General features: G+C 63.6%; 15 protein-coding genes and 1 pseudogene. 15 read left to right on the top strand and 1 reads right to left on the bottom strand.

What is annotated here, in order from left to right; translation table 11 throughout:
• Nucleotides 1-709: 709 nt before the first annotated feature.
• The 15 genes and pseudogenes from ACFOD4_RS10235 to ACFOD4_RS10165 all read left to right on the top strand — a co-directional run.
• Nucleotides 710-892 (top strand): annotated as a pseudogene (locus ACFOD4_RS10235) (LysR family transcriptional regulator); the annotation flags it as partial.
• A gap of 21 nt (nt 893-913) precedes the next feature.
• Nucleotides 914-1,645: a LysR substrate-binding domain-containing protein gene (locus tag ACFOD4_RS10230; RefSeq protein WP_379596353.1), complete on the top strand. Its 732-nt coding sequence runs from the start codon at nt 914-916 to the stop codon at nt 1,643-1,645.
• Nucleotides 1,646-1,743: 98 nt separating this feature from the next.
• A complete protein-coding gene (locus ACFOD4_RS10225) occupies nt 1,744-2,493 on the top strand; it encodes an SDR family NAD(P)-dependent oxidoreductase (protein WP_379596139.1) in 750 nt (249 codons plus the stop codon).
• Nucleotides 2,494-2,543: 50 nt separating this feature from the next.
• The gene (locus ACFOD4_RS10220; RefSeq protein WP_379596138.1) at nt 2,544-3,395 is read left to right on the top strand and encodes a transketolase; all 852 of its coding nucleotides are present in this window, start codon (nt 2,544-2,546) and stop codon (nt 3,393-3,395) included.
• On the top strand, nt 3,392-4,432 hold the full coding sequence (locus ACFOD4_RS10215) for a transketolase family protein (protein WP_379596136.1): 1,041 nt from the start codon (nt 3,392-3,394) through the stop codon (nt 4,430-4,432). The genes ACFOD4_RS10220 and ACFOD4_RS10215 overlap by 4 nt, the downstream gene beginning before the upstream one ends.
• A gap of 30 nt (nt 4,433-4,462) precedes the next feature.
• Complete coding sequence (locus ACFOD4_RS10210) at nt 4,463-5,455, top strand: TRAP transporter substrate-binding protein (RefSeq protein ID WP_379596134.1); 993 nt, start codon at nt 4,463-4,465, stop codon at nt 5,453-5,455.
• A gap of 1 nt (nt 5,456) precedes the next feature.
• Nucleotides 5,457-6,056 (top strand): TRAP transporter small permease, encoded by a 600-nt coding sequence (locus ACFOD4_RS10205; protein ID WP_379596132.1) that lies wholly within the window; start codon nt 5,457-5,459, stop codon nt 6,054-6,056.
• On the top strand, nt 6,053-7,315 hold the full coding sequence (locus ACFOD4_RS10200) for a TRAP transporter large permease (RefSeq protein ID WP_379596130.1): 1,263 nt from the start codon (nt 6,053-6,055) through the stop codon (nt 7,313-7,315). The genes ACFOD4_RS10205 and ACFOD4_RS10200 overlap by 4 nt, the downstream gene beginning before the upstream one ends.
• 806 nt (nt 7,316-8,121) lie before the next feature.
• The gene (locus ACFOD4_RS10195) at nt 8,122-8,682 is read left to right on the top strand and encodes a YciE/YciF ferroxidase family protein (RefSeq protein ID WP_379596128.1); all 561 of its coding nucleotides are present in this window, start codon (nt 8,122-8,124) and stop codon (nt 8,680-8,682) included.
• Between the two features lie 215 nt (nt 8,683-8,897).
• A complete protein-coding gene (locus tag ACFOD4_RS10190; RefSeq protein ID WP_379596126.1) occupies nt 8,898-9,851 on the top strand; it encodes a hypothetical protein in 954 nt (317 codons plus the stop codon).
• A complete protein-coding gene (locus ACFOD4_RS10185) occupies nt 9,817-10,311 on the top strand; it encodes a YsnF/AvaK domain-containing protein (protein ID WP_379596124.1) in 495 nt (164 codons plus the stop codon). Before ACFOD4_RS10190 ends, ACFOD4_RS10185 begins: the two co-directional genes overlap by 35 nt.
• On the top strand, nt 10,308-11,336 hold the full coding sequence (locus ACFOD4_RS10180) for a YsnF/AvaK domain-containing protein (protein ID WP_379596122.1): 1,029 nt from the start codon (nt 10,308-10,310) through the stop codon (nt 11,334-11,336). The genes ACFOD4_RS10185 and ACFOD4_RS10180 overlap by 4 nt, the downstream gene beginning before the upstream one ends.
• Before the next feature lie 177 nt (nt 11,337-11,513).
• Complete coding sequence (locus ACFOD4_RS10175; protein WP_379596120.1) at nt 11,514-12,572, top strand: type III polyketide synthase; 1,059 nt, start codon at nt 11,514-11,516, stop codon at nt 12,570-12,572.
• A 29-nt stretch (nt 12,573-12,601) separates the two neighbouring features.
• Entirely contained in the window at nt 12,602-13,297 is a 696-nt protein-coding gene (locus tag ACFOD4_RS10170; protein WP_379596118.1) for a methyltransferase domain-containing protein, read from the top strand.
• Complete coding sequence (locus ACFOD4_RS10165) at nt 13,294-14,364, top strand: NAD(P)/FAD-dependent oxidoreductase (RefSeq protein WP_379596117.1); 1,071 nt, start codon at nt 13,294-13,296, stop codon at nt 14,362-14,364. Before ACFOD4_RS10170 ends, ACFOD4_RS10165 begins: the two co-directional genes overlap by 4 nt.
• Nucleotides 14,365-14,647: 283 nt before the next feature.
• Here the strand turns inward: ACFOD4_RS10165 and ACFOD4_RS10160 are convergent, their stop codons facing one another.
• Complete coding sequence (locus ACFOD4_RS10160; RefSeq protein WP_379596116.1) at nt 14,648-15,637, bottom strand: quinone oxidoreductase family protein; 990 nt, start codon at nt 15,635-15,637, stop codon at nt 14,648-14,650.
• Nucleotides 15,638-15,652: the final 15 nt, after the last annotated feature.

Here is a 15,652-nt window from a genome sequence, read left to right as displayed (position 1 = left end):
GCTGCGTCGGGTGTGATAAGCGTATCGTGGTCAGAGTGAACGCTACGGGCAAGGTCAGCATCGCAGGCGCCTGCGTCACCCTGCATTGAGGGGCGCTGGCTGGTTGCCCCCTGCGCCGGGCGTAAGTTGGCCGAGTTTCCCTATCAGGGTTTCTCTCCTCGGATGGTCCAGGCTACTTTCGGCCAAACTCGACGGGAACGGAAGATGGCGCGTCCAGGAGCAGTATTCTGAAGCCCTCTGCTTCGGACCTCGACACGCTACACAGCCAGTACGCTGCGCCGGCGATGCAAAGAGCCATCCTGGCTCTCATGGAGAGGCTGCTCAGCGCCACCACGCGGGATCAGCGGTGATCAGCTTTCTCGAGGGCCTTCGAAGATGGGATCCAGCCCGGGCGGCGACAGCGAATAGAATTGGGCGGTGCGAAACAGTGATAGTCTTGCGATGGAAGGCGAGGCATGGTCGAAGTCGTCCTCCGCAGCAAGTCTGGCCGATGAAAGCCAGTGCTAGATGGCCATGCCTCAGATCGTGAAGCCTATGGCGACGAGAACTTTCTTGAGTTCGCAAAGCAACTGGCCGGCAGAGCCATGGTCCGGGAATCTGCCGCAATGAGAGACGGCAAGCGCTGTTTGGCGTTCCAACGCTTCTTCCTTTCCCTTGCAAAGCATGCCCCTGATCACCTGAATAGGCGCACCACTGCCTATGCTCACCTATGTTCCACCACCTTCCCCTGAGTTCACTCCGAGCTTTCGAGGCTGCTGCACGCACCGGCACCTTTCGACGTGCGGCTGAAGACCTTGGCCTGACGCCGAGCGCGGTCAGCCATGCAATCCGCACCTTGGAACGTGACCTCGGAACAGTGCTTTTTGAGCGGGAAGGCCGGTCAGTCCGCCTGACACCCGAGGGTGACACCCTGATGCGGCATGTGGAACGCGGCTTCGGAGAGCTGCAACTTGGAATCAGCAGTGTCGCCGCACGCCGGCCGCAACTTCTCAAATTGCATAGCGCGCCCAGCTTCGCAGCTCAATGGCTGGTGCCGCGTCTGGGACGGCTGCTGACGGAGTGCGAAGGGCTGGAACTGCGGATCGCGGCCGGCACGGATTACACGCGCTTCCTCGCCGACGAGTTCGATGCCGACGTTGTGTACGGTGCTCCATCCTCGGATTTCCTCGGACATGCCAGCTCGCAAGGCATGGTCATGCTTCCCCTTGGAACCGAAGTCGTCACGCCACTCTGCGCGCCTTCTCTCGCAAAGCGGATCCGCGACGCGCGCGACTTGTTCGACCAAACCCTCATCGAGAGCGACAACAAGCGTGTGCGATGGCCCGCGTGGTTCGCGGCAAATGGACTCCCTGCGCCGCCGCCCCGCGGACCCCGCTTCGACCGCAGTTTTATCTCCATCAGCGCGGCGGCGGACGGGCTCGGGGTGGCGCTCGAATCGACCATGTTGGCGGAGCGGGAGCTAGCCGCCGGTCGGCTCGTGCGGCCATTGCAGGGCATCTGCGAGGATGTGGTCTATACCGGGCACTGGCTCGTCTTTCCAAGCAGCCGCCGCTACGCACGGTCCATGGTGCTGTTCCTGGACTGGCTCGGGAAGGAGCTGGGCGTTGACGTCGATCTCGCCATCACAAGAGAGATGCCGGACTGACAGGTGAATCCATTTCACCATAAGGCGCGAATTTCTCGCTTGTTCAGAAAGGTGTAAGCAACAAACATCCGTTTCAACAATGGAACGGAGGACGTCGGATGCTGCTTGCAGGCAAAGCCGCGGTGATCTCGGGTGCAGCCAGCGCCAGAGGAATCGGCCGGGCGACGGCGCGGCTTTTCGCGGAGCATGGTGCACGGGTCGCCATTCTCGATCTGGATGAACAGGGTGCCATGCAGGCGGCCGCTGAGCTGGGCGAGCGTCACCTCGGCATCGGCTGCAACGTCACCAACGTTGCTCATTGCCGAAAGGCCGCCGCGCAGGCGATCGCGGCCCTCGGGCAGGTGGACATCCTGATCAACAATGCCGGCATCTCCCAGCCGGTGAAGACGATGGAGATCGCGCCGGAAGATTGGGCACGCATCGTCGACGTCAACATGAGCGGCGTGCTCTATCTTAGCCAAGCCTTCATCCCGCATATGCGGGAACGTCGGCGGGGATCGATCGCCTGCATGTCTTCCGTTTCGGCACAGCGTGGCGGCGGCATCTTCGGGGGGCCGCATTACTCGGCGGCCAAGGCCGGAGTGCTGGGGCTGGCCAAAGCCATGGCGCGAGAGTTGGGGCCGGACAATATCAGGGTGAACAGCGTCACGCCCGGCCTGATCCAGACCGACATCACCGGTGGCAAGCTGACCGACGAGATGAGGGCGGACATCATCAAGGGTATCCCGCTCGGCCGCCTTGGAGAGGCTGTCGATGTGGCGCGGATCTACCTCTTCCTCGCCTCCGACCTGTCCTCCTACGTCACTGGCGCAGTGATCGACGTCAACGGCGGCATGCTGATCCATTGAAAGGTCCGGCCCGAGCCGATCTTACGCCATAAGCAGGGAAGGAGACGCGCATGAACATGCGCGAAGGGGTGCTCTCGAACGTGCCCAGCCTGGAGGAGCGTGCTTGGCGCATCCGCCGCAACGCATTGCGGATGGGAGAGGTGCAAGGCCAGGGCTACATTGCGCAGGCCCTCGGCATCGCCGACGTGCTCGCCGTATCCTACTTCCACGCGACCCGCTACCGGCCAGAGGAACCCGCCTGGGAAGGGAGAGACCGCTTCCTGCTCTCAATCGGCCATTACGCCATCGCCCTTTATGCCGCGCTCCTCGAGGCGGGGATCATCCCGGCGGAAGAGCTGGAGACCTATGGTACCGATGACAGCCGCCTGCCGATGTCGGGCATGGCGAGCTACACGCCAGGCATGGAAATCAGCGGCGGCTCGCTCGGCATCGGGCTCGGCATTGCCGTCGGCATGGCGCTGGCCCTGCGACGCAAGGGATCGGACCGCTTCGTCTATAATCTGATGTCTGATGGTGAGTTGGACGAGGGACCGACCTGGGAGGCGGCCATGTCTGCCGGGCACTGGAAGCTATCCAATCTCATCTGTCTGGTGGATGTGAACCGCATGCAGGCGGACGGTCCATCCGTCGGGGTGCTGAACTTTGAGCCCCTCCCGGAGAAGTGGGCGGCTTTCGGCTGGCATGTCCAACGTGTCGACGGCAACAACATCCCCGCCCTCGTCGCGGCCTTCGACGCTGCTCGGGAACTCGATGAGCCGAAGCCGCGCGTGATTATCTGCGACACGAAGATGGCCAAAGGCGTGCCATTCCTGGAAGCGCGAGAGAAATCGCATTTCCTGCGCGTGGAAAGCCATGAATGGGCCCTTGCCCTGGAGGCGCTGGACGCCGGGAGGGCCGCATGAGTCGCGTCAAACGTGCCCCCTGGCGGGGCGTCGCGCCACAGAACCAGTTGTCGGACAGGCCGCGCCTGACGACTTCGGCCATGATTGCTTCCCTCGCTGCGGAGGGACAGCGAACAAGCCCGGCTCCCTTCGGCCACGCCCTTGCAGAACTGGCACGAAGCCGCCCCGAGATCCTCGGGCTTACCGCGGACCTCGCGAAGTACACCGATCTGCACGTCTTCGCCCAGGCGCATCCCGACCGTTTCTATCAGATGGGCATGGCGGAGCAGCTGCTGATGCTGGCTGCGGCGGGACTGGCCCATGAGGGTTTCGTGCCCTTCGTGACCACCTACGCCGCCTTCGCTTCCCGCCGCACCTTTGACTTCGTCAGCCAGGGCATTGCCGAGGAGGGGCTGAACGTTAAGATCTGCTGCGCCCTTCCGGGTCTGACGACGGGCTACGGCCCGAGCCACCAGGCGACGGAGGACATCGCGATCTTCCGCGGTATGCCCGATCTCGTCATCGTCGACCCCTGCGATGCTCTCGATATCGAGCAAGCGGTGCCCGCCATCGCAGCGCATGACGGACCGGTCTACATGCGCCTGTTGCGCGGCAAGGTGCCCCTCGTTCTGGATGAGTACGGCTACCGCTTCGAACTCGGCCGCGCGAAGTTGCTGCGGGATGGTCCTGACGCTCTGATCGTGTCCTCCGGCTTCATGACCATGCGGGCCCTTGAAACGGCGAAGCTGCTGGAGGCAGATCGGGTTCAGGTCGCTGTGCTGCACGTTCCGACGATCAAGCCTTTGGACGAGGAAACCATTCTACGGGAGGTCGGACGGACCGCCCGTCTGACGGTGGTGGCGGAGAACCATACCGTGATCGGTGGCCTGGGTGAGGCCGTGGCAGGCCTCCTGCTGCGCTCCGGTGTCGTCCCACCTCGATTCCGGCAGGTCGCCCTGCCCGACGCCTTCCTTGATGCCGGCGCACTTCCAACCCTGCATGACAGGTACGGGATCTCGGCGGAAGCCATGGTGAAAAGCATCAAGAGCTGGCTCTGACCCAGCCGTTCACAGTGGGGAAACAAAAGAATGACAATCAGGATCACCCGCCGGGCGGTGCTGCTCGGCACCGCCGGCCTCCTAGCCGCCCCCGCCGTTCTCCGCGCGCAGGGCCAAGTGCGGCTCACGCTGGGCCATGGGGCTGCACCGGGTAACCCGCGCAGTCTAGCGGCCGAGCGCATGGCGTCCCGGTTGCGGGAACAAAGCGCTGGCCGGATCGAAATGCGCGTGGCCGGCTCCGCCCAGCTCGGCGACGATGCGGCGATGCTGACGGCGCTGCGGACCGGCACACTGGATCTTTCGGTGAACAGCCAGGGCGCATCCTCGGCAGTGCTGCCGGAACTCGCAGCTCTCGGCTTGCCCTTTCTCTTCCCCAATCCTGCGGCAGCCTATCATGTGGTCGATGGTGCTGTGGGAGAGGAGCTGGCGAAGCGTTTCGAGGGCGTTGGCGTCATCTCTCTCGGCTTTTGGGACAATGGCATCCGCCACACCAGCAACAGCAAGCGCCCGATCACCCGCCCCGAGGACCTGCGCGGCCTGAAGATCCGTACGCCGCCCGACCCGATGACGATCGACATCTTCCAGTCCCTTGGTGCTGCAACCCAGCAGATCAACTTCAACGAGCTCTACGTGGCTTTGCAGCAAGGGGTCGTGGACGGGCAGGAGAACCCCCTGACCAACATCCAGTCCTCCAAACTGTACGAGGTAAACCGCTTCATCTCGCTGACCGGTCACAAATGGGAGTGCAACCCCGTGCTGATCTCACGGGTCGCCTGGGGCCGGCTGCGTGCTGAGGATCGTAACCTTCTCCGGGACGCGGTGAAGGAAGCGGCGGCGGAGCAGCGCACGCTGTCCCAGGAGATCGACGCGAAGCTGCTGGGCGAGTTCCGGGCCAATCCCAACATGGCGGTGAATGCCGTGGATCAAGCACCGTTCCGCGCCGCAACGGCGGCCGTGGCCAATCGTTGGGAAGCCCGCCCCTTCGGAGATTTCGTCAAGCGCCTGCGGGCGGCGGTCGCTTGAGATGGGACGCTCTCCCAGGCCGCTTGCATCGTCCGGTGGTGGAGCGCCTTCTCCAGAGCGGAGAACGCCGCATGGCGCCCTGATCACGGTAACCGCAACGGTGGAGCGCGGCATTGCAGTTCTCTGCCAGGGTGTTCTTCTCGTCGCCGGCACCGGCCTCATGGTGGTGATGACCGCCAACGTCGTGGCGCGGTACATCCTGGCATCCGGCGGCTTCGACTGGGCAGAGGAGGTGCCGCAGCAGCTCTTCCCATGGTTCATCATGGCAGGAGTGGCACTGGCTGTGCAGCGCGGTGGGCACATCGCAGTGGAGTGGCTGATGGGCTTCCTTGGGCGGAATGGGCGGCGTGTCCTCCTTCTTCTGGGGCACGCCCTGGTCGCGATCGCTTACCTGATCCTCTGCTGGCAGGCGCTGGAGGTGGCCGAGATCGTGGCCATCGAGCGCAGCCCTGCCCTCGGCCTGCCCGGCAGCTATGGCTACTGGGCCATCGCGGCCGGCTGCGTCCTGATCGCAATCGGCACTGTCGCTATCGCGATCCGCATCGCGCTGATCGGACCTGAAGCCTTGCCGACGCCCAGGCCGGAGGAGATGCCAACATGAGCCTCGCCCTGATCATTGCTTTCGTGGCGTTGATGGTCGCGGTGATCCCGGTTGCGCATGCCCTGGTCATCGCGTCCGGTGCCGCCCTGATCTGGGACGGCGGGATGCCGCTGATGCTCATTGCTCAGCAGGTCTTTCAGCAGACCCAGTCTTTTCCCATGCTGGCCCTTCCCTTCTTCATCCTCGCTGGCACCCTGATCATGGAGGGGAAGCTGGGTGAGGAGCTGCTCCGCTTCTCCGGCGAGGTCATGCAGCGGATCCGCGGTGGTGCATTGTCGACGACCGTGGTTGGCTCCGTGGTCTTCGGCGGTGTCTCTGGCAGCGCGGTGGCCAACGCCAGCGCGCTTGGCTCGGTTCTCATCCCCTGGCAGAAGCGGCAGGGCTACCCGGCCGGGCTCTGCGCCGCGAACAACGCGACTTCGGCGGTGATCGACATCCTGATCCCGCCATCCATTCCGATGATCCTCTATGCCGTGGTCAGCGGTGTCAGCATCGGCGATCTGTTCATGGCTGGCGTGCTGCCAGGCATCCTGATGGCGGCGGGTTTCATTGCCGTGTGTTGGTGGAAGGCGCGTGGATTGGAGATTGAAGCTGAAGCCCCGCCCTTAAACGTCCGCCGATTGGCGCGGCTCGGCTTCTATGCGCTGCCTGCCCTGATCCTGCCGGTGCTGATCCTCCTTGCCCTGCGCTTCGGCTTCGCCACACCAACCGAGATCGCGGTGATGGCGGTGATCTACGCATTGCTGACCAGCCTCCTGCTCTATCGTGACCTGTCATGGTCCCGTTTCCGCAAGGCGATGATCGACGCCGGCATCGCCACGGGTATCGTCATGATGGTGATCATGGGAAGCGCGGTCGCGAGCTGGATCCTGACCTACGACCAGGTGCCACAGCGTTTTGCAGAGTGGGTCTCCGCCACCCTGCAGTCACCCTGGCTGGTCATCCTGGCGATGAACCTCATTATGCTCGCTATTGGTGGCCCCTTGGATCTTGCTCCCGCCATTCTGCTGCTGGCACCCATCTTCGTGCCGCTGGCGGCGCAGATTGGGCTGGACCCGCTGCAACTCGGACTGATGATGGTGATGAACCTCGGGGTTGGCCTTTACACACCGCCTGTGGGAACGACGCTGTTTATATCGTCCACCATAGCAGGGAGCTCCATGGGAGAGACGGTGAAGGCACTCTGGCCCTTTTTCTGGGTGGCGATCGGGCTGCTCGCCCTTGTCAGCTACATCCCAGCGCTCACCATCCGGTTCTGAGCGACAAGGAAAGGTAACCAGCGGGCGTAAGAGCGCTGCCTGAAAGCACCAGAGGCCCCCTGTGCCCTCATCCGAGGGGCCTCTGCGAACTGCCTGCCCAAAACCCCTTCGAACAAGCTGATCGATGGGGTGCGGGCAGCTTCAACAGCTGGCCAGCATTTCAAACACCTTTCATCAGAGGTCCCTGCTACGAGGCGCCACTGTGCGTGTTGTTGAGAAAAAGTTAGCCAGCAAAAAAAGAAAATTTCTGTATCCAGAATGCGCAGCAGGAGGCACGGCGGCCTCTCAGGCAACCCCTTCCCTTAGATCCCAGGCGGCCGCGCGACCCCTCGGTGGAATTACAAGGGGACAGGGGATTTCTCGCGCGGTTCCTAGCACCTGCGACGACTTCTCTGGCGGAACCCGAAGCCGCGAAAGCGAAGGGCCGGCTGTCGATCAGGCAAAGACCTCTTCCTTGATGCAGGCTGCGCCGAATGCACCAACCATGAAGCCTATCGGCCGGCATGCAGGAAAGTGGTTGCGGCTTGGTAAGCACCAAGATGTGTGAAGATTGCAGAAATACTGCACAGCCGCTTCCATACCGCGGCCTGCCAGGAATGACTTTCAAGGTATTTGTAACCTGTGGAGGAACTAAATGCCTGTCCCATTGTTCCTAGTATAGCGCCTCATAGAGCGATTGACGGCGGCGAGCGTTTGTTCAGCGGCCGAGAGGTTGGGAAGTGGGCTCTAACCTGCTTCCTGAACGGCTTTTCTCCACCCCGCTCCATCCCCAATGGCTTCCGTCATGGAAGCAAAGGACCCCATGCATGTCTGAGAAGACCTTGACTGATGCCTTCTATGAAACCCTGAAGGACGTCTATTACGCCGAGAAGCAGTCGGTGAAAGCGCTGAAGAAGTCTGCTAAGGCCGCGCAAGCGCCGGAACTGAAGCAGGCGTTCACCAAACACGCCGAAGAAAGTGCTGTTCAGGTTGAGCGGCTGGTCCAAGTGTTCGAGGCCATCAACAAATCTCCTCGCGCCAAGACCTGCGAAGCCATGGCGGGCCTGACGGCCGAGATGGAGGAAGATCTCGGTGATTTTGGCGGCACCGAAGCCGGCGACGACGTGCTGATCGGGTGCGCCCAGGCGATCGAGCATTACGAGATCGCCCGCTATGGTCTGCTGAAAAGCTGGGCCTCCAAGCTGGGCTATAGCGAAGCGGAAGCTTTGCTTGCCGAGACCCTTGAGGAGGAGAAAAAGACCGACGCATTGCTGACCCAGATTGCCGAAGGTCCAGCCGCTGAAATGGCGGTGGATGAGGATGCCACTCCCGGAGACGACGGAACTTCCAGCAAGACGCCAAAGAGCAAAAGCAAGGCTAGCGCCTGAAGCGCCCAATTTGCCGCTCCAACCATGAACGTTGAAGTGGCCCATTGCTCCCGAATTCATCACCGAGTTGGCCTGTGGCAGCCAGGAATGTTTGAGCCGCGGTCAGCACCGCCGGCTCTGCTGCCGCTAACGAGGGGCGATTGACTTTCGCCGCAAGATTTGTCGCAGCGATGTCCGCTCGACTGGATGTTCTACAACCACGGTCAAGGACCAGCATGGCAAACACACCCTCCTCCATGAGCCGTCACGGTGCTTCGCCCGTCGGAACCGCTGTTCTTCCCGAAGGGGCGCCATCACTCCGCTCTCGGATTTCCTGGGGCGCCATCATCGCCGGTGCCGTTGTTGCCGTGACCACTGGGTTGATGCTGAACGCGCTTGGCGCAGGCATCGGCGCCACCACGATCGACACTGCGGCGCGTGAAACGCCGGCCGCCTCGAGCTTTGGCATTGGCGCCGCCGTCTGGATGCTGATCTCCAACCTGATCGGTCTGGCACTTGGCGGCTACGTGGCCGCGCGGCTGTCCGGCACGGCGGACAACACCGATGGAACACTGCACGGTCTCGCCGTTTGGGGAACGACCTTCCTGATCTCCGCGGTGTTGCTCGGCAACCTAGTAGCTGGAATGACCTCCTTCGCTGTGTCCGGTGCTTCGAGCCTGATCGGAGGTGTGGCTCAGGGCGCGGGCTCAGCCGTTTCGGCGGTTGGCGAGCAGGCGGCGAACCGCACCGACACCGGAACTTTGCAGTCAGCGGCGCAAGGACTGATCAATCGGGTCCAGGGTGCCCTCGAAGGTACTGGCCGTGATCCGGCGGCCATGAACAGCGATCAACGCCACGCCGAGATGACATCGCTTGTAACCCGGCGTGTTACTGACGGACAGTTGTCGCAGCAGGACCGCGAGCGTCTGAACCGCCTAGTGGCTGCGGAGTATGATCTGAACGCCCAGGAAGCGCAGCAGCGGGTGCAGCAGGCCGAACAGCAGGCGACCGAGGCCGCGCGCCAAGCGGAGGAAACCGCTCGAAACGCCGCTGACGCCGCTGCCACAGGCGCCGCCACAGCCGGCTTCGCAGTGTTCGGCATCATGCTGCTAGGGGCCATTGCAGCCATCTTGGGGGCCCGTCGCGGGACCCGCCATGTGCTGGCTGTTCAGGCGGCCCGTGGCCTCTGACCCAGAAGTTCAGTCAAGCGAAGCCGGGGAAGAAGCAGCGGGTCACACCGCTGTTCCTCTCATCGAGGAGCGGCTGATCAGCAGGAAGCGTGTGGTCGAAACGGGTCGAGTGCGGATCTCGGTCACCAACGAGACTGCAGAAGACGTTGTCCGGGAAACGCTTCAAACCCGCCACGCTGAGGTCGAGCGCGTATCGCTCGACCGTGAGGTGACGGAAGTCCCGCAGCCCCGCCAGGAAGGCGATGTGCTGATCATCCCCGTGGTGGAAGAGATCCTCGTTATCGAGAAGCGCTTGGTGCTCAAGGAAGAGATCCGGCTGCACTTCATCGATAGCGAAACAGCCGTTGAGCAACTCATTTCCCGCCGGACCCAACGCGCCAACATCGAACGACTGCCGCCTCAGGACGCCTCCTCAGCGGCTCCTGAACCGGCGAAGCCAATACAAGGAACTGAAGAATGACCCATACCATCACCGCGATGTTCCCAGATCGCAGTACAGCCGACGCAGCTCTCATCGAGCTTGTGAGCAGGCTCTCCATCAATCGCGACCAGGTTAGCGTGCATGCCGCCGAAGCAGGCGCCTCAGGCACAACGGAGACAGCAAGCTCTGACGAAGGCTTCTGGGCCTCACTCAAGAACCTGTTCGTCTCGGATGAAGATCGCCATACCTACGCTGAGGGTATGCGGCGTGGCGGGTCCGTGGTGTCCGTGCAGGTCGATGACGCCATGCATGATACGGCCATGGACATCCTGGAAGAGCAGGGTGCTGTCGATCTCGATGCCCAGGAAGCCGAGTGGCGCAAGTCCGGTTGGTCAGGTTATCAACCGGTCATGGCCTCCAGCATGGCGGATGGCACCACTCCCGGAGTTGTTGCTGCCGGCTACTCCGACGAGATCGGGATTGGCATGGCGCAGACCGACGGAGCATATGCGGCGAGCGGCATGAGTGCTACAGCCGGCGCCGCAAAGACGCCCGGCACAGGCGTCGCGCAGTCCAGCACGGAGGAAGTCATCCCCGTGGTGGAGGAGCAACTCCGCGTTGGCAAGCGGGATGTAGAACGCGGCCGGGTGCGCGTCCGGTCCTACGTTGTCGAGACGCCAGTCGCCGAGCAGGTGACGCTGCGAGACGAGCATGTGGATGTCCACCGGCGCACGGTTGACCGCCCCATCACCGATGCCGCGCAGATGTTCCAGGAGCGCACCATCGAGGCGATAGAGACGGATGAGGAAGCCGTTGTGGCCAAGGAAGCACGTGTGACGGAGGAGTTGGTGATCCAGAAGGGTACCTCCGAGAGGGTGGAGACGGTGCACGACACGGTACGACATACGGAGGTCGACATCGACGACACCACTGGAGCCACGCGCAACGCCGCGACAGGTACCGCTACTTCCACGAAAAGCAACCCGCCCGGGACCGTCGCTAGCCGCACCACCGACAAAGCACTTGGCACCGACATCAGCGGCACAAACCCGAACAAGCGCTGACACTACACTGCTCCGGGTGGGGCGCATGCCCCACCCGGATGATGCCGGACATCTTCCATTCGCGGCGCCCTCGACAATGAAGAGGATTGGTTGTGGGGATCCAGGATGTCACCCTCTTCAGTTTAATGAAGCGCTTTGGACTGGCGGAGTCAGCCATCGATCCAACATGATGCGATGATGAATCGAACCGACGTCTTCCTGAACCGCATTGGCGCCGCGACGCCCTCGCACGAGGTCCACGGGACCTTCAGGGCCTTTGCGGAGCAGTTGATTGCTGATCCTCGTGGCCGACGCGTATTCCGCCGCATGGCCGAGCGCGCAGGGATCGAGCGACGCTGGTCGGTGCTGCGCCCAGACGGACGGCCTGGTCTTGTAGATTCTGAGGGCTTCTACGTGCCGGGCAGCTTCCCTACTACGGGAAAACGTATGCAGCGGTGGGAGCAGGATGCGGTGCCGCTCGCCTTCCAGGCACTGGAGCATCTGGGGCCAGTCGCAGGCATCACCCACCTCTTCACAGCGTCCTGTACAGGATTTGCTGCCCCTGGGCTGGATCATGCCATCTGCGCTCATCTTGGGCTGGGCGATGGAGTGGCACGGGCAAACATCGGTTTCATGGGGTGCCAAGCCGCAATCGTGGCATTGCGGCTGGCACGCGACGCCGTTCGGGCCGATCCGGCGGCACGGGTCCTTGTAGTCAACCTCGAGCTTTGCACGCTCCACCTTCAAGAGAAGGCGGACCTAGAGCAGCTGCTCTGCTTCCTGCTCTTCGGAGATGGGTGTTCCGCCGCACTGGTGTCTGCCGAGCCTGAAGGACTGCGCCTCGACGCCTTCCGCAACGTCCTGCTGCCGGAGGCGAGGGAGCAGATCGCCTGGCACGTCGGCGACGACGGCTTCGACATTGTTCTTTCAGGCGAGGTCCCCAAGAGTCTCGGCGACGCCCTGCCAAAGCACCTTCCCGCCATCCTGGGCGGCGAGGAGGCTTCCTGCTTTCCGCTCTGGGCGGTGCACCCGGGTGGACGATCCGTGCTGGACGCAGTGGAGACGGCCTGCCAACCGCCGGATGGAGCCCTGGTCGCCTCCCGCACCGTGCTGGCGACCTGCGGCAACATGTCATCTCCCACTGTTGTTTTTGTGCTGGAAGAGATGCTGCGAACGGCCTCTCCGGGGCAGCGGGGGGTGGCAATGGCCTTTGGGCCTGGCCTCTCGGCAGAAACCCTGCGCTTCACTGTGGCTTGATCCGGATCGATCCGGGAGGAAGCGTGTCAATGCTGCGCAGGCGCATTTTAGCTCCCGAGATCATGGACAATGCCGAACAGGACTTCGCCGCCTTCTCCGCTGCGCTCACCGATCTTGAAAGGATCAACCGGCTCACACTGGCATACCGGCCGACCCTACGTTGGCTCGACAAGGTGGCGCAGCGGCATGGCACGAGCCAGCTCAGCGTGCTCGACGTCGGCGCCGGCGGGGGTGACATGCTGGCCCGGATCGCGGTCTGGGGTTCCCGGCGCAATGTGGCGCTGGATCTCACTGCGCTCGACCGGTCGGCGCATGCGGCCGGGCACGCGCGCGCACGGCACCCCGACCTCAAGGTGCGCTGGATCACTGCCGACCTTTTCGCCCTCGGCTCCGCCGAGCGTTTCGACGTGGTGCTGTGCTCCCTTTTCGCCCACCATCTGGAGGACGAGGCATTGGTTCGCTTCCTCGGCTGGCTCAGTGCACGCTGCCGCCTTGGTTGGCTGATCAACGACCTGCACCGCCATCCTCTCCCTTGGGCGGCGGTCTGGGCGGGAGTGCGGCTGCTGCACATGAACCCGATGGTGGTGCACGACAGCACCGTGTCGATCGCGCGGGGTTTCTCGCGTGCCGATTGGCAGCACCTATCGGTCCGTGCCGGTGTCGCAACAAACATTGCCTGGGCATTCCCGTTCCGCTGGGCCGTTTCGGGCGATGCCGCCGCGTGACCGCGGCGCTGGTGCTGGGTGGCGGCCCTGCCGGTGCGGCGGCAGCACTCTGCCTCGCGCGCGCCGGTCTGCCCGTCACCTTGGTCGAGCGCGAGGCGGCACCGCGCGAGAAGGTGTGTGGCGAGTTCCTGGGAGCCAACGCTGCTCGGAGGTTGCGAACTCTCGGTATCGACCTGTCCGCTCTCGGTGCCGTACCTATCGGAGGAGCACGCCTCGCAGTGGGCGCGCGCATGGCGGCCATCGGCCTGCCCTTCGCTGCTTGGGGCCTGCCGCGCGCCAAGCTGGACGAGGCGTTGCTCACGGCCGCGCGGGATGCGGGGGCCTGCATCCTGCGCGGCCATGCCGCACGCCGTGCCGAGCGGGTCGTCGGGGGGTGGCGCGTGCACCTCTCGGACAGTGTGGTGCTAACCGCCCCTGTTCTCGTGCTGGCCACCGGTAAGCACGAGTTGAGAGGACAGCCGAGGGCTTGGCGAGGGCACCATGTCGGATTGAAGCTGCCGCTACGCCTCTCGGGACCCTTGGCGGAGGTGCTCCTGCTGCCCCTTCGCGGTGGCTATGCCGGGCTTCAACCCAGCGCGGATGGCCGGGCCAACCTTTGTCTTGCCTTGCGAGCAGCCGACGGGAGGGTGGGAGAGCCCTACAACTTGCTCGCCAAGGTGGCTGCGGGCTCCGATCTCGCCGCCGCGCTTCTGGCAGACGCAGTGCCACTGTGGAAGCGGCCGCTCGCCGTAGGCGGGCTGCCCTACGGGTTCCTGCATCGCGACGTCGGGAGAGCGGATCCGGCGCTCTTCCGCGTTGGCGATCAGTTCGCGGTGATCCCTTCGCTGGCCGGAGAGGGGATGGACATGGCCCTCGCGAGCGGGATCGCGGCTGCGGCGGCAATCTCCGCTGCGGTTCCGGCGCCGGATTTCCATGCGGATCTCGCGCGGGCGTGGCGGCGGCCGATGCGCTGGGCAGGTTTGGCGGCGGGACTTCTTCATCGTGCGCCAAACGGGTTCGTGTGGGCGGCGGGTCTTCTGCCTGGATCTGCGCGGTCAATGGTGGCTCGAATGAGGCTACAAGCTTGATCAGGGCTTAATAGGCTCGATGGATCTATGCTGGGGCCGGATAGAGGGCGCTTTCCGGTTCGAGTCGGAAAGCCCGTAACCATTGAACAGGGGAATGTCTGGCCTGAAGTGGCCGCAGCTTAGGTAAGGCGACCACCATGGCGAACATCCCTGCCGAGAAGGAGGCCTGCCAGTTCATGGCGTTTGGCGGACCCTTCGGCGGAGCAGTGCGAGTGAACGGCTTTGCGGCGGTCGAGGCTGGGCGATCGTACCAGGCATGTTTGTGGTGCCCGCTGCGGTGGCTTCAGGGCAGCAGCACGATTGAGCCGGAGGTGCGGCGCGCTTCCAGATCCTCATGGGCTTGAGACGCATCATGCAGGGGATAGGTCGTCATGGCAGGCCGCCGGACGGCGTCGCTGAGGACAGCCTCGAACAGCCTGTCCGCAGCCGCCTCGTATTCGCCTCGGTCCGCCGTGTAGTGCGCGATGGAAGGCCGGGTGACGAAGAGGGAGCCCTTGGCGCCCAGCGACCCCATAGACACTCCCGGCACTGGGCCGGAAGCCTCACCGAAGCTGACAAGCGTGCCACGCGGCTGCAAACAGTCCAGCGACTTGGCGAAGGTCTCGGCACCGACTGAGTCAAAGGCCACGCGCACTCCCTTGCCGCCGGTGATGTTCATCACCTGGGCCTGAAAGTCTTCCGTCGTATAAACAATTGCGTAGTCGCAGCCGTTCACGCGTGCGCGTTCCGCTTTCTCTTCCGTGCCAACCGTGCCGATCACTGTCGCGCCTAGGTGCTTCAGCCATTGACAGGCGATGGATCCCACGCCGCCTGCCGCTGCGTGGAATAGCACTGCGTCGCCCGACTGCACCGGCACGCAGCGATGAATGAGGTACTCCGCAGTGAGCCCTTTGAAGATGAGGGCAGCCACGGTTTCGCTCTCCAGCGACGCCGGAACAAGCAGGGCGCGGGCGGCGGGCAGGTTGCGGTGCGTGGCATAAGCTCCGGGTGGACCACCGACATAGGCCACACGGTCACCGACCTTGAACGCCGCCACACCCTTGCCGCGGCCGATGATTTCACCGACGCCTTCCACACCCAGGCCGCCGGGCAGGCGAAGGGGTGCCGCAAAGATGCCCTGTCGGTGATACACGTCGATGAAGTTCACACCGATAGCCAGATGACGGATCTGAATTTCCCCCGCGGCCGGAGCCGGAAGTTCGATCTCCTGGAACCGTAGGACATCCGGCTTGCCGAATTCAGAAAGCTGGAAGGCACTGGCTCTGGTCGGCATGATGGTGATTTCCTC

Origin of the sequence: Teichococcus globiformis, assembly GCF_042646265.1 — a bacterium.
GTDB classification, from domain to species: Bacteria; Pseudomonadota; Alphaproteobacteria; order Acetobacterales; family Acetobacteraceae; genus Pseudoroseomonas; species Pseudoroseomonas globiformis.
The sequence above is the reverse complement of the archived record's forward strand: the minus strand, read 5'-3'. Positions and strand labels throughout refer to the sequence as shown.